Here is a 15,977-nt window from a genome sequence, read left to right as displayed (position 1 = left end):
TTGACCCGGTTGAATGTTTCTGGCTTTCAAACTATTATTTTTTCTAGGTTCAGGGCGCTTTGAGGCGCTTCGCTTTCACGTCGCTTCCCTTGAGCGCTTTACTAATCTATCAACTCAATTGGGGTCTGTCAACCCTTTTGAGCAAAATATTTTTAATGGGTTTCGATAACTCTCAAACCCTTGCAGGGCGAAGCATTTGCGCGAGAATGAGTAATGCACATTTTGCTACTGAGGAAAACCCCCTGTGAATTTTCAATCGGTCATTGCTACATTGCATCAGTTCTGGGCCGAGCGCGGCTGCTTAATTGCGCAACCCTACGATATAGAGAAAGGGGCCGGCACGATGAGTCCCCATACATTTTTAAGAGCGATTGGGCCTGAACCCTGGTCAGTTGCCTATGTAGAGCCTTGCCGGCGTCCTACGGATGGGCGCTATGGCGAAAATCCTAATCGCTACCAGCACTACTACCAGTACCAAGTGCTGATGAAGCCCTCACCCGATAATATCCAAGATATATATCTGGATTCCTTGCGGGCGCTAGGCATTCGTCCAGAGGATCACGACATTCGGTTTGTGGAAGACAACTGGGAATCTCCCACCCTAGGGGCTTGGGGTGTAGGCTGGGAGGTTTGGCTTGATGGCATGGAAATCACTCAATTTACCTACTTCCAGCAGTGTGGAGGAATTGATTGTCGTCCAGTAGCTATTGAGATTACTTATGGACTAGAGCGGCTAGCCATGTATCTTCAAGAGGTTGATGCGTTTACCAAAATTCGCTGGACAGATGAGGTGAGCTATGGAGATGTTCACTTTCAAGGAGAAATTGAGCAATGTACTTATAACTTCGAGGCGTCGAATCCCGATTTGCTGTTTACGTTGTTTGGGCTATACGAACAAGAAGCAGAACAGTTAACCCAGCGCGGTCTAGTTTTACCGGCTTTGGATTATGTTCTCAAGTGTTCTCACTCATTTAACCTACTGGACGCCAGAGGAGTGATTTCTGTAACGGAGCGGACACGGTACATTGGGAGAATTCGTAACTTAGCGCGGCGAGTGGCGCATCTATACTTGCAGCAACGAGAGCAGTTAGAATTTCCATTGGGGCGGAGGCTGGAGGGTAAGCTACCGGCAGATCAACTAACATCACAGTAATTCTTACAAGATAGGCTGAGATCACTTAAAATGAGTCGTTCGGCTTACTGGCTTGCACCGGCTTCTATCAAAATGCTGAAGGACAAGGTTTTGTAACTGATGGATCTGAGTCAACTGCTCGAACCTATTGCTGAGCAATTTCGCAGGTTAGGGATTCCTGAACCCATTACCCATTGGGGGCATCCCCTAATGATGGCCATTGTCGTGTTTGTGATGGGCAGTTTTGTTGGGTTAGTCGGCTGGCGTGGGCGGGCAGTTACCGATCCAGAAACGGCAAATAAGAGTCGTAGTGACCACCGGAAATTAGCACCGTGGATGTTTTTGTTTCTGGCTTTAGGCTACACCGGCGGCGTGCTGTCCCTCGTCATGCAACATCAGCCGGTGCTGGAAAGCCCGCATTTTTGGACAGGCTCAATTGTGCTGGCGTTACTCGCCATCAATGGCGTCATTTCTTTAAGTGGCTTTGGTGGCAATAAAGCCGTGCTACGCACAGCTCACGCTTACCTGGGCAGTACAGCACTTTGCCTACTGTTTCTTCATGCAATACTCGGTTTGAAACTAGGGCTGGCTATCTAATGACCCGCACCGGCGGCATAATTTTAAGTCTGGCTTACATTGTAGGATTGCTGTGTGCAGCAACTCCCAAGCCGTTTTTTGGCGTGTCGGCAGGGGGCTTAATCCTCTTAACATTGGGAATAGCGGCAGCGCTGGTAATTCCTAGATTTTGGAGAACCGGCCCTAAATTTTGGCTGTGGCTGAGTGCTGGCATCATTGGATTATTAGCAACCCTGTATTTTCAAACACGAGTTCCACAACCGGCAGCCAACGACATTAGCAGATTTGTGAAACCGGCTGATCAAAAAGCTCTAGAGCAAGTTGTTATGGTGTGGGGTAAAGTTGGCAGTACCCCGCACTTAACTCGCTCTCAAAAAGCTCAATTTTGGTTAGAAACAACTAACTTTAACGAGATTGTTTCTCCTGAAAAGTCTCCATCGGCAAACAAACCAAACAAACCGGCAGAAGGCACTCAAGTCGTTACTGGGAAATTGTATGTAACAGCCCCCCTCCTGCAAGCAACAGGTCTGTATCCGGGTCAGAGAGTTGCCGTCACCGGCGTCTTATACATACCAAAAGCCCCGACAAACCCAGGGGCGTTTAATTTTCAAGCTTACTTGGCTAAAGAAGGCTCCTTTGCAGGTCTGCGGGGGCGTCAAGTTAGCTGGCCCAATGGACAAACCGGCACAAGATGGGGATGGTGGGTGATAAGGCAGCGAATAATTCGCTCGCAGGTCAATTGGCTAAGCGTCCCGGAAGGCCCATTGGTCAGTGCAATGGCTTTAGGAAAACAAGCCGTCGATCTGCCTTATGACATTAAAGACCCCTTTGTTCAGGTTGGGTTAGCCCACACTCTCGCAGCTTCTGGCGCTCAAGTGTCCTTAATTTTAGGGATGGTATTGGCTTTAACGAGGCGTCTTTCTATGCGCGTTCAATTTGCCATAGGGACAGGTGCCATCGCTATATTTGTTGGCTTAAGTGGTTTAGAGCCTTCAGTCAGCCGTGCTGCAATTATGGGAATTGGGGCGTTAGTTGCTTTGGTGGCGGAAAGGAAGGTGAAGCCATTGGGTTCACTGCTACTAGCGGCAACAATTCTGCTGTTGTTTAATCCTTTGTGGGTTTGGGATTTAGGTTTTCAGTTCAGTTTTTTGGCGACACTAGGGTTAGTTGTGACGGTGCCGGCCATTATTAAACGTTTGGATTGGTTACCCCCGGCTATTGCATCTTTAATTGCAGTTCCACTTGCTGCTTCTGTCTGGGTTTTGCCGTTACAACTTTACATTTTTAACGTCATATCTCCTTACAGCATTTTAGTTAATATCATTACCACTCCTCTAATTTCTGTAATTAGTTTGGGTGGTTTTATTAGCGCTTTTGTAGGCTTTATTTGGCCAACAGCAGGAAGCGCATTGGCGTGGCCGTTGTATTATCCCAGCCACGCGATGATTGTAATTGTAGAGTTTTTTAATAAGTTACCTGGCAATTCAGTGGCAGTCGGTACGCTCACTGCAATCCAGTTGGTGGCGCTGTATGGGTTAATTGGCTTAGTCTGGCTGATGGGAAATTATCAGGAAAATAAGAAAAAGCAATTAGGCAAAGGCAAAATTAATTTATCGTTTATTTTTTATCCCTTATCAATTGCTGGGCGCTGGTGGTTTGCCGGTTTAGTTGCAGTCAGTTTGGTCGTCGTGCCGGCCCATCAAACAAAAACAACCTTATTTCGGATTACGGTACTCGATACCACGAAAGAGCCAATTTTGGTGATTCAAGATCGCGGAAAAATTACCCTTGTTAATAGTGGAGATGACAGTACGGCTCGATTTACAGTGTTACCTTTTTTACAGCAGCAAGGTGTTAATCAAATTGATTGGGCAATTGCTACGGGCGCTCAGCCTGACTCCAGAAGTGGCTGGAATTTAATTTTAGAACGCGTGCCTATTAAAATACTGCACAGTATAAAACACAGCCCTGATGGTGCAATTGCAAGGGCGATGAAAGCACACGAGGGATTTTACCAGCCATTGCCGGCCGGCAGAGCCATATCTACCGGCACGACTTCGGTTGAGCTAATTGATCCGCAACTGCCGGTGGTGCAATTTCAAATTAATGGCCAAAATTGGTTATTATTAGGAGATCTCAATCCAGCGGAGCAACAAAAATTACTGAAAGCAGAAAAGCTACAGAATTTGCAAGTGCTTTGGTGGTCTGGGAAGCATCTGAATGCCAGTTTACTGAAGACATTGCAGCCGGCGGTGGCGATCTCATCCTCTAAGTCTGTCGATCCAGATACGGCGGCCCAGCTGAGTAAAGCCAAGGCCCAGTTATACTGGACGGAACGGGATGGTGCACTTCAGTGGACACCGGCAGGTGGATTTGAAACAATGCTAGAGGCAACGGAAAACAAAGCTTCCCTGCTGTAATCGGTCAAAGATCGAGTAAAATACTATAAATAGCACGGGCACTTGGAGAGGTGGCAGAGCGGTTGAATGCGGTAGACTCGAAATCTACTTTAGGGGCAACCTTAACGTGGGTTCAAATCCCACCCTCTCCGTTGAAAACTTTACATATTAGCTAGTTGCCAGCAAGTAGGCATCGTCCTGATGGTCAGTTGAGATTTGGTATCAGTAGATAGCATTTGGGTATCGACTCAATGTGGGGTGCTGTCGAACCTTCGTTCCCACTCTCTCACTGACCGGCAAGGTTACTTCTATGCGTGTCTCGTTTGTTGCCCTTTGTACCTTAACTGCCCTCGCTACCCAAGATTTCACCCAAACGGCTAGCGCTTATTCAACTTCACCCTCTCCACAATCAGAACAAGAGGGTAGTAACTTTGTCGTGAGTGCGAACACCGGCACACCCGTACCCGTTATCCCTGTCGCTTCACCGGAAAGCTTTATCGTACAAGTTGCCGGTCAGCGTCTTGCTGATGTGCCCGGTCATTGGGCACAAAGTTTTATAGAACCTCTGGTTTCGCGGGGGATTATTCAAGGTTTTTCTGATGGAAACTTTCGACCGGACGTAGCGCTAAATCGCGCTCAGTTTGCCACAATTATTCAACAAGCTTTTCAAAAAAATCTCCTGCGCCCTGCTGCTCAATTTGCCGATGTGCCGGCTAATTATTGGGCTTACAATGCGATTCAAAATGCCTATCAAATGGGCTTTATTAGGGAAGAGGGGAGTAACTTATTTAATCCCACTCAAAATATCTCCCGCGTGCAAGTTTTAGTCGGTTTAGTGGAAGGACTTAATTTAAAAGCCACTACCGTTAATCCGAATAACTTAGAGACTTATTTTGATGATGCCGGCAGCATCCCTGAATCCGCGCGTAATAGCGTTGCAGCAGCGATAGAAAATCGCCTAGTTGTTAATTATCCCAATATCCGTTCGCTCAATCCTAATCAAGACGCAACACGGGCTGAAGTCGCAGCGTTTCTCTATCAAGCCTTGGTCAAAACTGGACAAATGCCGGCGCTGACACCGGGTGCAGTTGCCAGCCAGCCACAAAATCAGCCGCCACTGCCAACGCTGTCACCTAATCCGATTCGCGTTGCGCCGCCGCCTCCTTCTACTTTCAACACCCAGTTAATAACGAATACGACTTCTCTCGCTGCACCTCCACCAGGTTTCAGTGTACGGCCAACGACTTCAGCAATTGAAGCTCAGCAGGCAGATTACACCCTAGGAGGGGGGGATCGCATCCGTCTGGATATTTTAAACGTTCCCGAATACGCGGGTGAATATCAAGTTTTGGTTAATGGTTCCGTAAACTTACCATTGATTGGCAATGTCGCTGTTAAAGGATTAACTTTGGAGGGGGCCGCTTCTACTATTTCTGGAAAATACGCTTATTTCATCAGGGAACCTATTATAACAGTGAGTTTGATAGCGCCTCGCCCTTTGAAAGTTGGGATTTCTGGAGAGGTAAACCGTCCCGGTTCTTATACAATTCCACTTGCCGGCGAAGAGGATGGGAATGGTGGAATTCAATTTCCTACAATCACCCAAGCAATTCAACTGGCTGGGGGAATTAATCAAGCGTCAAACTTGCGTCAGGTGCTGGTGCGCCGGCCTCAATTGAGGGGTGCAGATCAAATCATTGGAATCGATTTGTGGGCACTATTGCAAGGCGGCGATTTGCGTCAAGATTTAACGTTGCAAGATGGGGATATGATCTTTATTCCTACTTCGGTCAGCACTAATTTAGCAGAAGCGCCTAGATTGGCATCTGCTAGTTTTTCTGCTGCTAAAACTCAACCTTTAAATATTGCCGTTGTTGGAGAAGTTTCTAAACCCGGTTCTTATACCGTAACGGTGGATGAAGCCGGTGAGCGGGCCACTTTAACAAAGGCAATTAAAGTTGCCGGCGGGGTGACGCAATCTGCTGATATTCGTCGCGTACAAATTCGCCGGCCCACACAAGCCGGTTCAGAACAGCTAATTGCTGTAGATTTATGGCAACTCTTAAGGGGTGGGGATCTTCAGCAAGATGTGATTTTGCAACAAGGCGATACAATTGTTATTCCAACTTCTACTGATGTTAATTTAGCAGAAGCTCCTCAATTAGCTGCCGCCAACTTTGCGGCTGATCAAACTCAACCTGTCAGCATCGCTGTTGTGGGTGAAGTTGCTCGTCCTGGATCTCATATTATTAAGTCAGATGAAGATGAAACCGGCACTATCCCAACGATCACGCGAGCCATTCAAGTTGCCGGCGGCATCACGCAATTAGCTGATATCCGCCAGGTTCAAGTACGCCGCATGACAAGAGAAGGTTCTGAAAAAACCATTAACGTCAATCTTTGGGATCTTTTACAATCTGGTGATTTACGCCAAGATGTAACTTTACAACAAGGCGATACAATTGTTATTCCCACGGCAATTGCCTTGAATCCCGAAGAGGCAACTGAGCTGGCTTCTGCTAGTTTTTCACCTGCTGCAATTACCGTCAATATAGTTGGAGAAGTGGTCAAACCAGGAGCTGTACAAGTTCCACCCAATACACCTTTAAATCAAGCACTCCTAGCAGCAGGTGGATTTAATACCCGCGCGCGGAAAAGAACTGTGGAGCTGGTTCGCCTCAATGCGAATGGCACAGTTTCTAAACGCAGTGTAGAAATTGATCTTGAAAATGGAATTAATGAACAAAATAATCCAACTCTCCGCCCTAATGATGTGGTTATAGTTGGTAAATCTGGCTTAGCAGGCTTGTCAGATACGGTGGGTGAAGTGTTAAGTCCACTGCGGTTTATTTTCCCAATTCTCAACTTGTTCTAATTCTCAAAGCAGTAGGGTTTGGGTGAGGAGTTGCATCTGCCGGCATCCTTTTAAATCATCCTTCAATTCCCTTAAATTTTCTGGGCTGAGTTAATGAATACGATAGAAAGCCAACCATCTTCTCAGCTGTCTTTGCCTAAAGTTCATAACCGGCAACCTCAAACATTACCTCAGATTTACCTGTCTGAAGCGCACAAGCATGAGGATGAAGAATTCGATCTCAGTCAGGTTTTACCTATTGTTCGTCGCAGAGGCGTTTTAATTGCCGGTGTGGCAACGGGAGTAACGGCTGTCGTTGGAATTTGGAGTTTCACTCAAACGCCTGAGTATGAAGGCAAATTTCAGTTGTTGTTAGAGCCAATGATGCCTGGAAGCCAAGCGAATAACTTGCTTCCCATTAACGTTAACAGCAAAATGCCGGCAGCCGGTTTAGATTATGAGACTCAAATACAAGTTTTGTGGAGTCCTAAAGTCATGTCTCCGATTATTGAGCAGTTGCAAGCTCGATATGGAGATATTAGCTATCACTCTCTTTTTAATAAAGAAGCCGGTAAGAATCAATTATTAATCGAGCGTTACAACAAAACTAAAATCATAGAAGTGCGATATCGCAGCTTAGATAAGGCAAAAATTAACTTTGTTTTACAAAAAGTAGCTCAGGGCTATCTTAACTACAGCGCTGAAGATCGCAAAACCTCTAACCGCGAAGGAATTAACTTTATTGAGAAGCAACTGCCTGATCTGCGCCGGCGGGTGGATGAGCAGCAAAGAAAAATTCAGGAATTTCGGCAGCAATTTAATATTATAAATCTGCAAATTCAGGGAAAGCATCTATCTGAGCGAGTTACTCAAATTCAAAACCAGCGACTGGAAGCAGAAACAACCTTAAATCAGCAGCGGTCACTTTATACTATGCTACAGCAACGTTTGGGTTTAGATCCTGATGCTGCACTTGCTGCTGCTGCTTTAACGCAAGCGCCTCGATATCAACAGTTGCTTGATAAACTTAAAGAAATAGAAACAAAGATTGCTATTGAATCTGCCCGATTTCATGAAACTAGCCCTATTCTCAAAATGTTGCGAGAGCAACAGCAAAATTTAATTCCTTTGTTGAATCAAGAAGCGCAACAAGTGTTAGGAAAAACGGGAAATATTAAGACTTTACCCTTTCAAGATTCAATTCGCTTGAATTTAGCTCAACAGTTGATCAATACTGCAAACACTATTCTTGTTCAAGAGGTACGCTTAAAGGCTACTACGGAGGCGGAAAGGCAGTTAAATGAACAAGTCAGCCGATTTCCTTCTTTGGTTCGCGAACATTCAAATTTAGAAGCAGAATTAAATATAGCCACTGACACGCTAAAGCAACTCTTAACACAACGAGAAGTGCTGCGGGTTGAAGCCGCTCAGCAGGAGGTGCCTTGGGAATTGATTTCTCCACCGGAAATTATGCAAGATATGAAAGGGATACCGGTGCCGGTGTCTCCAGAACTGCCCATTACTTTAGCTTTAGGAGGAGCCGCCGGCTTGTTATTAGGCGCGGGTGCAGCTGCGCTGGCGGAACGGCTAAACAATATTTTCCACACTCCTGATGATTTAAAAAATGCTCTAAGTTTGCCTGTTATAGGGATAATTCCTTATAATGAACAAAAATTAGTAAAGCCGTTAAGAGGGGAATTAGAGGAAGAGGAAGTTAACTCGTCTCACCTCTTGACGCCCTCATTTTTCCAAGAAGCTTTTCGTTTACTTTACACAAAATTTCGCTTTCTGAAGTTGAACAAGCGGATTCGCTCTTTGGTGATTAGTTCTGCCACATCTGGAGATGGAAAATCTACAGTAGCGTTGAACTTAGCACAAGCTGCGGCTGTTATGGGGCAGCGAGTATTATTGGTGGATGCCAACTTGCGCCGGCCTCAAATTCACACTCAGCTAGCTTTAGCACCCCAAGAAGGATTAAGTGATGTAATTTCTAGTAATATTCAAGTGAATAATGTGATTACTAAATCACAGATTGAGGAAAATTTATGGGTACTAACTGCTGGAAAAATGCTAACAGATGCGCCTCAATTTCTTTCATCTAAAAATATGCAACATTTAATGAATAAGTTAAAATTTGCCTTTGATTTAGTTATTTATGATGCACCACCACTGCTGAATGTGGCCGATAGTAAATTTCTGGCTGCGAATACAGATGGACTCGTGCTAGTTGTGAGGATGGGTCAAACAGATCGAACTGTTCTTGCACAAGTATTAGATGGATTAAGCACTGCTGATTTTCCTGTTTTAGGCGTGGTTGCAAATGGGGTAACAAAGGATAGTTTAAAAATGTATGATCGTTATTATAAAAAGGTTACAAAAACTCAGAATCCTGATTCCTTATTTCCTTTGTTGTCTCCTATATTTTAATAAATTAAATTATTTTATACAAAAATATACACAGCCTAAATTTAGGAGTGCATTAAGAATTTATTATATTATCAATTCTCTGTGAACTTTATCTAAAGAATATTTTATTATTTTAGTATAAATAAATCAAGCGGTAAGTGACCATACATTTCATTAATTCCATCTTGATAAGAAGATTGACATGATATCAGAACTCCTCGATGTTTTCCTGTGTAGGAGTCAAAATAACATAAGCCTGTGAGAGGGTTGAACTTAATATAAACAGCGCCTTCAGCTTTGGAAATGTCGAGGGAAGCTTCATGGCCTAAAGCTTTTGCATAGCTTTCTAGCGCTAATAGCCCTTGCTCTGGAGTGCCGGCGCAAATTCCTAATATTTGGTAATCAGAGTGGGCGGCTAGTAAAAGCAGGGCTTGACGAATTAATACCTTTTCCGATTCAGACTCTACTGATTTCGTTTCTATGCAGTTAAAAGGTGCAAGAATTTGTTGTGCTTCTTTAATGGTCAGATTAGCCTGTTTCTGTGGGTTCATAGATGCTGATATTATTGCAGTGAGCGGTTTGGTGTAAATATGCCGGCGATAGAGAATTAACGCTTCTTGGCTTTCTTTCTACTGTGTCAAGGAACCCACATTTATGAGAACCTGTGAGTTTCTGCAAATTAATCACAATATTAGCTCAAGGACATCGCTCAAACTCAATCTGCCGGCAAAACATTTACTTTTTATTAAATAATCCTCCCATCGCCCAAGCCAAATTAACCATTAAAGCCTTAGCGATGGCTTTTAATTCCTCTGTTGGTTCTGAGTCTCGACGGCTAGAGTGATCAGGTGATTCCACATCAGATGCCGGCTGAATTGGGGCAGATGCCGGCTCTAAAAACACAGCATTATCAGCGTTTGGTTCGGGTAAAACTTCAAAAGCCATATTTTGAATGTCTTCAGACATTGACTTACAATTTCCTAAATATCAAATGGACTTGTTTGTAGATGCAAGCTCACTGTGGCTGAGTTCCAATAGCTTCACTCTTGGGCTTAAAGGAATTGGCAATTACTTTTTTCCTAGGAGTCTGAGACTATTCCCCATTGTTTGACTTGTTAACCACTAAAATAACCAGTTTGCCGGTTAGCACAATCCTACAATTGCTTTTTCTAGGATCATAGATCTATTTACCTGTCGCTAAAGTGGTGCTTCTGAATTAAATTAACTTAATCTAGTATTTTACCTATAGTTCTTATCATAAGTTAATGTTTTTCTACTTTTGAGTCTCCGTGTTTCTACTGGCACCCAATCCCTTTAGCGGATTAGCATTAAATTTCCGCGATAGAAAATAGGCGGAGATAGAGGAAGGAAGAAAGACAACTTTTTGGCGTACAAATCCTATCTAGCAAACTTTTCCTAGTTGACACATATCTAAAAGTGTACACTCCCAAACTAATCGCGGCTGGGCATAATTGAGCAAATACTGGCGGGCTGTTTCCAACCGGCGCAGAGGTAACTCATGAATCATGCCGGCTTGAAGCTGTTGCTGCCAGTAGCAGTGCTGTAAATATTCCACCAACCACAACTGCGCTTCCGTATCTAAAGCTTTGTCAATCTCTTTTGCCAGTTCTAAAGCTTTGCGGGGTGTGCGGGGTATTTGTGTTACCGCTTGCAGCAGTTCCGGGGGAATCGTTTGTAATTGCTGCCACGAGGTGATTGCATCTCCCGGACTTCCCTGCGCCTGTGCCATCACCGGCTCATTTGCCACAATTTCCTCATGAGCGTGCCGTCTAAGTACCTGATCCATCGCCTCTCGTGATAATCGATAAAACGGTATTCGCTGACAGCGCGACACCAACGTTGGTAATAAAGACTCAGATGCCGGTGCGATCAAAATTAGCGTCGCCTGTCCCGGTTCTTCCAGCGTTTTCAGTAAGGCATTTGCTGCCGCCTCCGCCATTGTTTCCGCTCGCTCTATTACCACCACCGAGCGCGAGGCTGCCAAAGGAGGCCGGCTGAGAAATTGACTAATTTCCCGGATCTGTTCCAGTCGAATTTGCGGGGGTGCTTTTCGCTTCACACTGGCTGCCGCTGCTTCTGCTGCCGAAAGTCGCTTCCCTTGGTGCAAATAAGTCGGTTCCACCCAAAGCAAATCAGGATGATTCCCCTGACGCACTCGCTTTTGTACTGAGACGATCTCTTGATGTTCAGGGAGATTCACACAGAAGAGTTGCTCGATAAAACACCGCGCTGCTAAACTACGCCCCACCCCATCAGGGCCGGCAAATAAATAAGCCGGTGCGATTCGATTCTGTGCGACTGCTTGGGTTAGCAACTCGACTGCCGGTTCTTGGCTGATGAGTTGTTCAAAAAAATCGCTCATAATTCAAGGTTGGATTTAGGAAGCTACGGGGTAGAAAATTTTAGAATTTGTTCTCAGCGATTCTCGATTGTTCATGGGAAAAAGTGTTGATTCAAAATTGTTTGAATCTGGTGGGCAACTTGTTCTTGACTGGGTTCAGCATCTATTCGCACAATTCGCTGGGGATGAGCTTTGGCAAGTTTTGTGTATCCTTGCTGAACTCGCCGATGGAAATCTAGATTTGCTTGCTCAATGCGATCAACGCTTCCCCGACGCTTGGCTCTGGCTAGACCAATTTCTACATCTACATCCAGCCAAAAGGTTAAATCGCTCTCCAGTCCGTCTGTTGCTAGCTGATTAAGCTGTTCTATTACGGTTAGATTTAAACCCCGGCCATAACCTTGATAAGCAATGGTGGAATCTGTGTAGCGGTCACATAAAATAATCGCACCGGCAGCTAGCTGAGGCTTGAGGAATCCCTCAACGTGTTGCGCTCGATCAGCAGCATATAAAAATAATTCTGCCCGATCTTGCATCGGTTCGCTGGGGCGAGGTTCTAACAGCAGCCGGCGCAACTGCAAACCAAGTTCTGATCCTCCTGGTTGTCTCGTAACCAGTACAGAACAGTGTTTAAACCGGCTGTCTGCTTGCAGCCACTGCTGTAATTTTTGTAACTGTGTGGTTTTCCCACACCCCTCAACCCCTTCAAAAACAATGAATCTGCCGGTCATAGTCGGAAATTAAGTTTAAGAGTGCCGGCGTTCATAGCTGTTTTGAATATACACGGGGAGAGGGGCAGCATAGGCTCAGGATAACAAGGCTTATTAGGGAGTTGTCGGTGTGGTGATAATATCACCAGACGCTGTAACGAATGCACCTGAACCCAGGCCGGTTTCACCAACGCTTATAAAATCCTCCTCAGTCAGCTGCGCTGGAGAGGGAAGACTTGCCACGATTGCCAAAAGCTTACCGCCAGGGGCGTTGATGATAGTAAATGTGCTGAGGGCGTTTTCTGAGACTAAATTAAGTCCCTCCTCGAACTCAAGGTCGGCGAAAGTTAAATCATCACCTAAGCCGATAAAATCTTGGTTGTCGAAGTAGTCAGTGATGTACTCAGGGCCGGCACTGGCAGACAAGACAAATACATCTTGGCCGGCACCCCCTGTTATCGTATCTTCACCAAAGTCACCCAACAGATAGTCATTACCATCATCGCCCAACAGAGAGTCATTGCCGCGACCGCCGCGCAGGGTGTCGTCGCCATCTGCGCCGGTTAAGGCATCGTTGCCGCTGTTGCCGCTGGCATAGTCGTTGCCAAAATCTCCGCCGACAACATCATTGTCGTTTCCACCCTGAAGGGTGTCATCTCCTTGACCGCCGCGCAAGATGTCTACACCGTCATCGCCAAAAAGGTGATCGCTCTCGCCGTTGCCAAATAACTGGTCATCGCCGGCTTCTCCATAGATGGTGTCAAGACCCTCTTCACCTAAAACGGTGTCATTGTCCAAACCGCCCCATAAAGTATCGTCACCGATTCCTCCAAAAACTTGATCTAGGCCGGCCTCGCCGTATACCTGGTCATTACCTAAGTTTCCATAGACAGTGTCATCGCCGACTCCTGCAAACAAGGTGTCTTCATCGCCACCCCCCCAGATGATGTCGTTGCCGTCCTCGCCAAACAATAGGTCAGTGCCGGCGTTGCCAAATAACTGGTCAGTCGTTTGACGGCCAAAGAGTGTATCGGCTCCATCAAGACCCAAAACTAAATCAGCGTCCGCAGTTCCGATGACGGAGTTATCGAGCGTATCTCCAATTATGTTGGCCATATCCGACACCTTGCTCCTATAGCAACCACAGGGGTAAATTATACCCAGCCCCAGCAAACCATCCTATATCAAGATTTGGCAGATGATCTGGAAAAGCCTATTTTCTATGGGTTTTGAGTTTTGCTGGAGCCAGGATTTGGAGATTTTGGGATTAAAAATTCTGCTTTTGAGCGCAAAAAAATTTACATAACGCATTTTTTTTCTTTTGCTCGATGCTTTGAGAGGAGCGCCCATTTTTATAATGTGGAGAAGCCATGAAAAACTGGTGTCATAAATGTAAGCGAGGCAAATTTAATCATGGTTCAACCTTCCTCTGTGCCGGCATCTGTTACTCCAATCAAGTTTGGTACAGACGGCTGGCGGGGCGTGATTGCGGCAGATTTCACCTTTGAGCGTGTGGTACGAGTTGCGCCGGTGGCCGCACAAGTCTTAGCAGACATCTATGGCGACACCACCGGCAGCCGTAGCGTCATAGTTGGGTATGACCGGCGCTTTCTGGCTGAAGACTTCGCCAAGGCGGCTGCTGAGGCTGTCCAAGCGGCAGGATTCGATGTATTGCTCTCAGACGGTTATGCCCCGACTCCGGCGTTTAGTTGGGCAGCTAAGCAAAAAAATGCCCTAGGTGCAATCGTCTTGACTGCCAGCCACAACCCTGCTGCATATTTAGGATTAAAAGTCAAGGGATATTTTGGGGGTTCGGTGTCGCCAGAGGTGACAAAACAGATTGAAGCCCGGTTGGAAGGAGAATCACCGGCACAGAATGAGCAGCCGATAACTGCGGGAAAACTAGAAATGTTCAATCCCTGGCCGAGTTACTGTGAGGGGCTAAGGGCAAAGGTGGATATCTCGCGGATTCAGGATGCGATCTCCCAAGGAAAACTCACGGTTTTTGCAGATGTGATGCACGGTGCGGCTGCCAGCGGGTTAAACCAGTTGTTAGAGATGCCGGTGCAAGAAATTAACAGCAACCGCGATCCCCTATTTGATGGAGGTGCGCCGGAACCGTTGCCTCGCTATCTTTCTCAGTTATTTCGAGTGATGCGAACCCACCGACGAGGGGGTGAGGGAAGTGGAGAGCGTTTAGCGATTGGATTTGTGTTTGATGGCGATAGCGACCGGATCGCGGCTGTGGATGCTCAAGGCAATTTTCTCAGCTCTCAAATTTTAATCCCAATTCTGATTGATCACTTAGCGAAACGCCGGGGATGGAAGGGGGAAGTTGTAAAAACGGTGAGTGGTTCCGATTTAATTCCTCGCGTTGCGGCTTTATACGATTTGCCGATTTATGAAACGCCCATCGGCTACAAGTACATTGGGGATCGGATGCTAGAGGTGCCGGTGTTAGTTGGCGGTGAAGAGTCGGGGGGAATTGGCTACGGGACGCACATTCCGGAACGAGATGCTTTGCTGTCAGCGCTTTACCTGCTGGAAGCGGTTGTGGAATCGGGTCAAGATTTAGGCGAAATATACTACCGGCTACAGGAAGAAACCGGCTTTACGGCTGCTTATGATCGCATCGATCTACCGTTGGCGAGTATGGAGGTGAGATCGCGTCTGCTAGAACAACTGCAAAAGCAGCCATTGCAAGAAATAGCCGGTCAGCCGGTGGTGGATTGTAATCCCATTGATGGTTATAAGTTTCGTTTAGCGGATGATAGCTGGCTGCTGATTCGCTTTAGCGGGACTGAGCCGGTGTTGCGCCTATACTGCGAAGCGGCAACGCTTGAGCAAGTGCGTCACACGTTGGCATGGGCAAAAGAGTGGGCGAATCGATTTTAATAACGAAAAACTAACCAATGACAAATCCAAAATTGCTCGTTGTCGCCACCGGCAATCCCGGTAAGTTGAAGGAAATGCAGGCGTATTTGTCTGATCTCGGTTGGGAATTACGCCTGAAACCCGATGAATTGGATGTTGAAGAAACCGGCGAGACGTTTATGGCAAATGCTTGCCTAAAAGCGTCTGAGGTGGCTAAAGCAACCGGAGAATGGGCAATTGCTGATGATTCTGGTTTATCCGTGGATGCGCTTGCCGGTGTGCCCGGAGTGTACTCGGCGCGTTATGGCAAAACAGATGCGGATCGAATTAGCCGGCTGCTGCGGGAATTGGGCGATGAAACGAATCGGCAGGCTCAATTTGTCTGTGCCATCGCCATTGCCGATCCTGATGGAGGAATTGCCTTGCAAGTGGAGGGGATTTGCCGGGGCGAAATTCTCCACGCGCCAAGGGGTACAGGCGGATTTGGCTACGATCCAATTTTCTTTGTGCCGGCACAGCAGTTAACTTTTGCGGAAATGACGCCTGAGTTGAAGCGACAGTGCAGCCATCGGGGCAAAGCCTTTCAAGCGCTGCTCCCCCAAATCCAGCAACTGATGCAGGAATGAGTCGGGACTGGGGGTATGCTAGCCTCCAGCCCCAGCCT

The 15,977-nt window shown here is 46.4% G+C and carries 12 protein-coding genes and 1 tRNA gene; 8 read left to right on the top strand and 5 right to left on the bottom strand.

Annotated features, from left to right (window positions below; all coding sequences use genetic code 11):
* Nucleotides 1-244: 244 nt before the first annotated feature.
* The 6 genes from glyQ to H6F56_RS13385 all read left to right on the top strand — a co-directional run bounded on the left by glyQ (nt 245) and on the right by H6F56_RS13385 (nt 9,388).
* Nucleotides 245-1,153: a glycine--tRNA ligase subunit alpha gene (gene glyQ / locus H6F56_RS13410; protein WP_190668924.1), complete on the top strand. Its 909-nt coding sequence runs from the start codon at nt 245-247 to the stop codon at nt 1,151-1,153.
* Nucleotides 1,154-1,252: 99 nt separating this feature from the next.
* Nucleotides 1,253-1,729, top strand: a complete 477-nt coding sequence (locus tag H6F56_RS13405; RefSeq protein WP_323798428.1) for a DUF4079 domain-containing protein — start codon at nt 1,253-1,255, stop codon at nt 1,727-1,729.
* On the top strand, nt 1,729-4,128 hold the full coding sequence (locus H6F56_RS13400; RefSeq protein WP_190668922.1) for a ComEC/Rec2 family competence protein: 2,400 nt from the start codon (nt 1,729-1,731) through the stop codon (nt 4,126-4,128). Before H6F56_RS13405 ends, H6F56_RS13400 begins: the two co-directional genes overlap by 1 nt.
* 44 nt (nt 4,129-4,172) lie before the next feature.
* Nucleotides 4,173-4,259 (top strand) — tRNA-Ser (locus H6F56_RS13395).
* A 158-nt stretch (nt 4,260-4,417) separates the two neighbouring features.
* Nucleotides 4,418-6,982: an SLBB domain-containing protein gene (locus H6F56_RS13390; protein ID WP_190668920.1), complete on the top strand. Its 2,565-nt coding sequence runs from the start codon at nt 4,418-4,420 to the stop codon at nt 6,980-6,982.
* A 93-nt stretch (nt 6,983-7,075) separates the two neighbouring features.
* Nucleotides 7,076-9,388 (top strand): GumC family protein, encoded by a 2,313-nt coding sequence (locus H6F56_RS13385; RefSeq protein ID WP_190668918.1) that lies wholly within the window; start codon nt 7,076-7,078, stop codon nt 9,386-9,388.
* Nucleotides 9,389-9,495: 107 nt separating this feature from the next.
* On the opposite strand, the gene H6F56_RS13380 is transcribed toward H6F56_RS13385, so the two are convergent.
* The 5 genes from H6F56_RS13380 to H6F56_RS13360 all read right to left on the bottom strand — a co-directional run bounded on the left by H6F56_RS13380 (nt 9,496) and on the right by H6F56_RS13360 (nt 13,555).
* Nucleotides 9,496-9,918, bottom strand: a complete 423-nt coding sequence (locus H6F56_RS13380) for a DUF1824 family protein (protein ID WP_190668917.1) — start codon at nt 9,916-9,918, stop codon at nt 9,496-9,498.
* A gap of 184 nt (nt 9,919-10,102) precedes the next feature.
* Complete coding sequence (locus H6F56_RS13375; RefSeq protein WP_190668915.1) at nt 10,103-10,333, bottom strand: hypothetical protein; 231 nt, start codon at nt 10,331-10,333, stop codon at nt 10,103-10,105.
* A gap of 436 nt (nt 10,334-10,769) precedes the next feature.
* Complete coding sequence (gene holB / locus H6F56_RS13370; protein ID WP_190668914.1) at nt 10,770-11,750, bottom strand: DNA polymerase III subunit delta'; 981 nt, start codon at nt 11,748-11,750, stop codon at nt 10,770-10,772.
* Between the two features lie 71 nt (nt 11,751-11,821).
* Nucleotides 11,822-12,460, bottom strand: a complete 639-nt coding sequence (gene tmk / locus H6F56_RS13365; RefSeq protein ID WP_190668912.1) for a dTMP kinase — start codon at nt 12,458-12,460, stop codon at nt 11,822-11,824.
* A gap of 93 nt (nt 12,461-12,553) precedes the next feature.
* On the bottom strand, nt 12,554-13,555 hold the full coding sequence (locus H6F56_RS13360) for a calcium-binding protein (protein WP_190668910.1): 1,002 nt from the start codon (nt 13,553-13,555) through the stop codon (nt 12,554-12,556).
* A 297-nt stretch (nt 13,556-13,852) separates the two neighbouring features.
* On the opposite strand from H6F56_RS13360, the gene H6F56_RS13355 reads away from it, so the two are divergent.
* Nucleotides 13,853-15,334, top strand: coding sequence for a phosphoglucomutase/phosphomannomutase family protein (locus tag H6F56_RS13355; RefSeq protein ID WP_190668908.1), 1,482 nt, complete (start codon nt 13,853-13,855; stop codon nt 15,332-15,334).
* Nucleotides 15,335-15,351: 17 nt separating this feature from the next.
* Nucleotides 15,352-15,939, top strand: coding sequence for an RdgB/HAM1 family non-canonical purine NTP pyrophosphatase (rdgB, locus tag H6F56_RS13350; protein ID WP_190668906.1), 588 nt, complete (start codon nt 15,352-15,354; stop codon nt 15,937-15,939).
* The last annotated feature ends 38 nt before the right edge of the window (nt 15,940-15,977 follow it).

Source organism: Microcoleus sp. FACHB-672, assembly GCF_014695725.1.
In the GTDB taxonomy this organism is placed as follows: Bacteria; Cyanobacteriota; Cyanobacteriia; order Cyanobacteriales; family Oscillatoriaceae; genus FACHB-68.
This window is presented reverse-complemented; position numbering and strand designations above follow the sequence as displayed.

What these genes read in the sequence shown, in the direction of transcription:
- H6F56_RS13405 (WP_323798428.1), top strand. Translation starts at nt 1,253, where the DNA reads ATGGATCTGAGTCAACTGCTCGAACCTATTGCTGAGCAATTTCGCAGG.
- H6F56_RS13400 (WP_190668922.1), top strand. Translation starts at nt 1,729, where the DNA reads ATGACCCGCACCGGCGGCATAATTTTAAGTCTGGCTTACATTGTAGGA.
- H6F56_RS13390 (WP_190668920.1), top strand. Translation starts at nt 4,418, where the DNA reads ATGCGTGTCTCGTTTGTTGCCCTTTGTACCTTAACTGCCCTCGCTACC.
- H6F56_RS13385 (WP_190668918.1), top strand. Translation starts at nt 7,076, where the DNA reads ATGAATACGATAGAAAGCCAACCATCTTCTCAGCTGTCTTTGCCTAAA.
- H6F56_RS13380 (WP_190668917.1), bottom strand. Translation starts at nt 9,918, where the DNA reads ATGAACCCACAGAAACAGGCTAATCTGACCATTAAAGAAGCACAACAA.
- H6F56_RS13375 (WP_190668915.1), bottom strand. Translation starts at nt 10,333, where the DNA reads ATGTCTGAAGACATTCAAAATATGGCTTTTGAAGTTTTACCCGAACCA.
- holB (WP_190668914.1), bottom strand. Translation starts at nt 11,750, where the DNA reads ATGAGCGATTTTTTTGAACAACTCATCAGCCAAGAACCGGCAGTCGAG.
- tmk (WP_190668912.1), bottom strand. Translation starts at nt 12,460, where the DNA reads ATGACCGGCAGATTCATTGTTTTTGAAGGGGTTGAGGGGTGTGGGAAA.
- H6F56_RS13360 (WP_190668910.1), bottom strand. Translation starts at nt 13,555, where the DNA reads ATGGCCAACATAATTGGAGATACGCTCGATAACTCCGTCATCGGAACT.
- H6F56_RS13355 (WP_190668908.1), top strand. Translation starts at nt 13,853, where the DNA reads ATGGTTCAACCTTCCTCTGTGCCGGCATCTGTTACTCCAATCAAGTTT.
- rdgB (WP_190668906.1), top strand. Translation starts at nt 15,352, where the DNA reads ATGACAAATCCAAAATTGCTCGTTGTCGCCACCGGCAATCCCGGTAAG.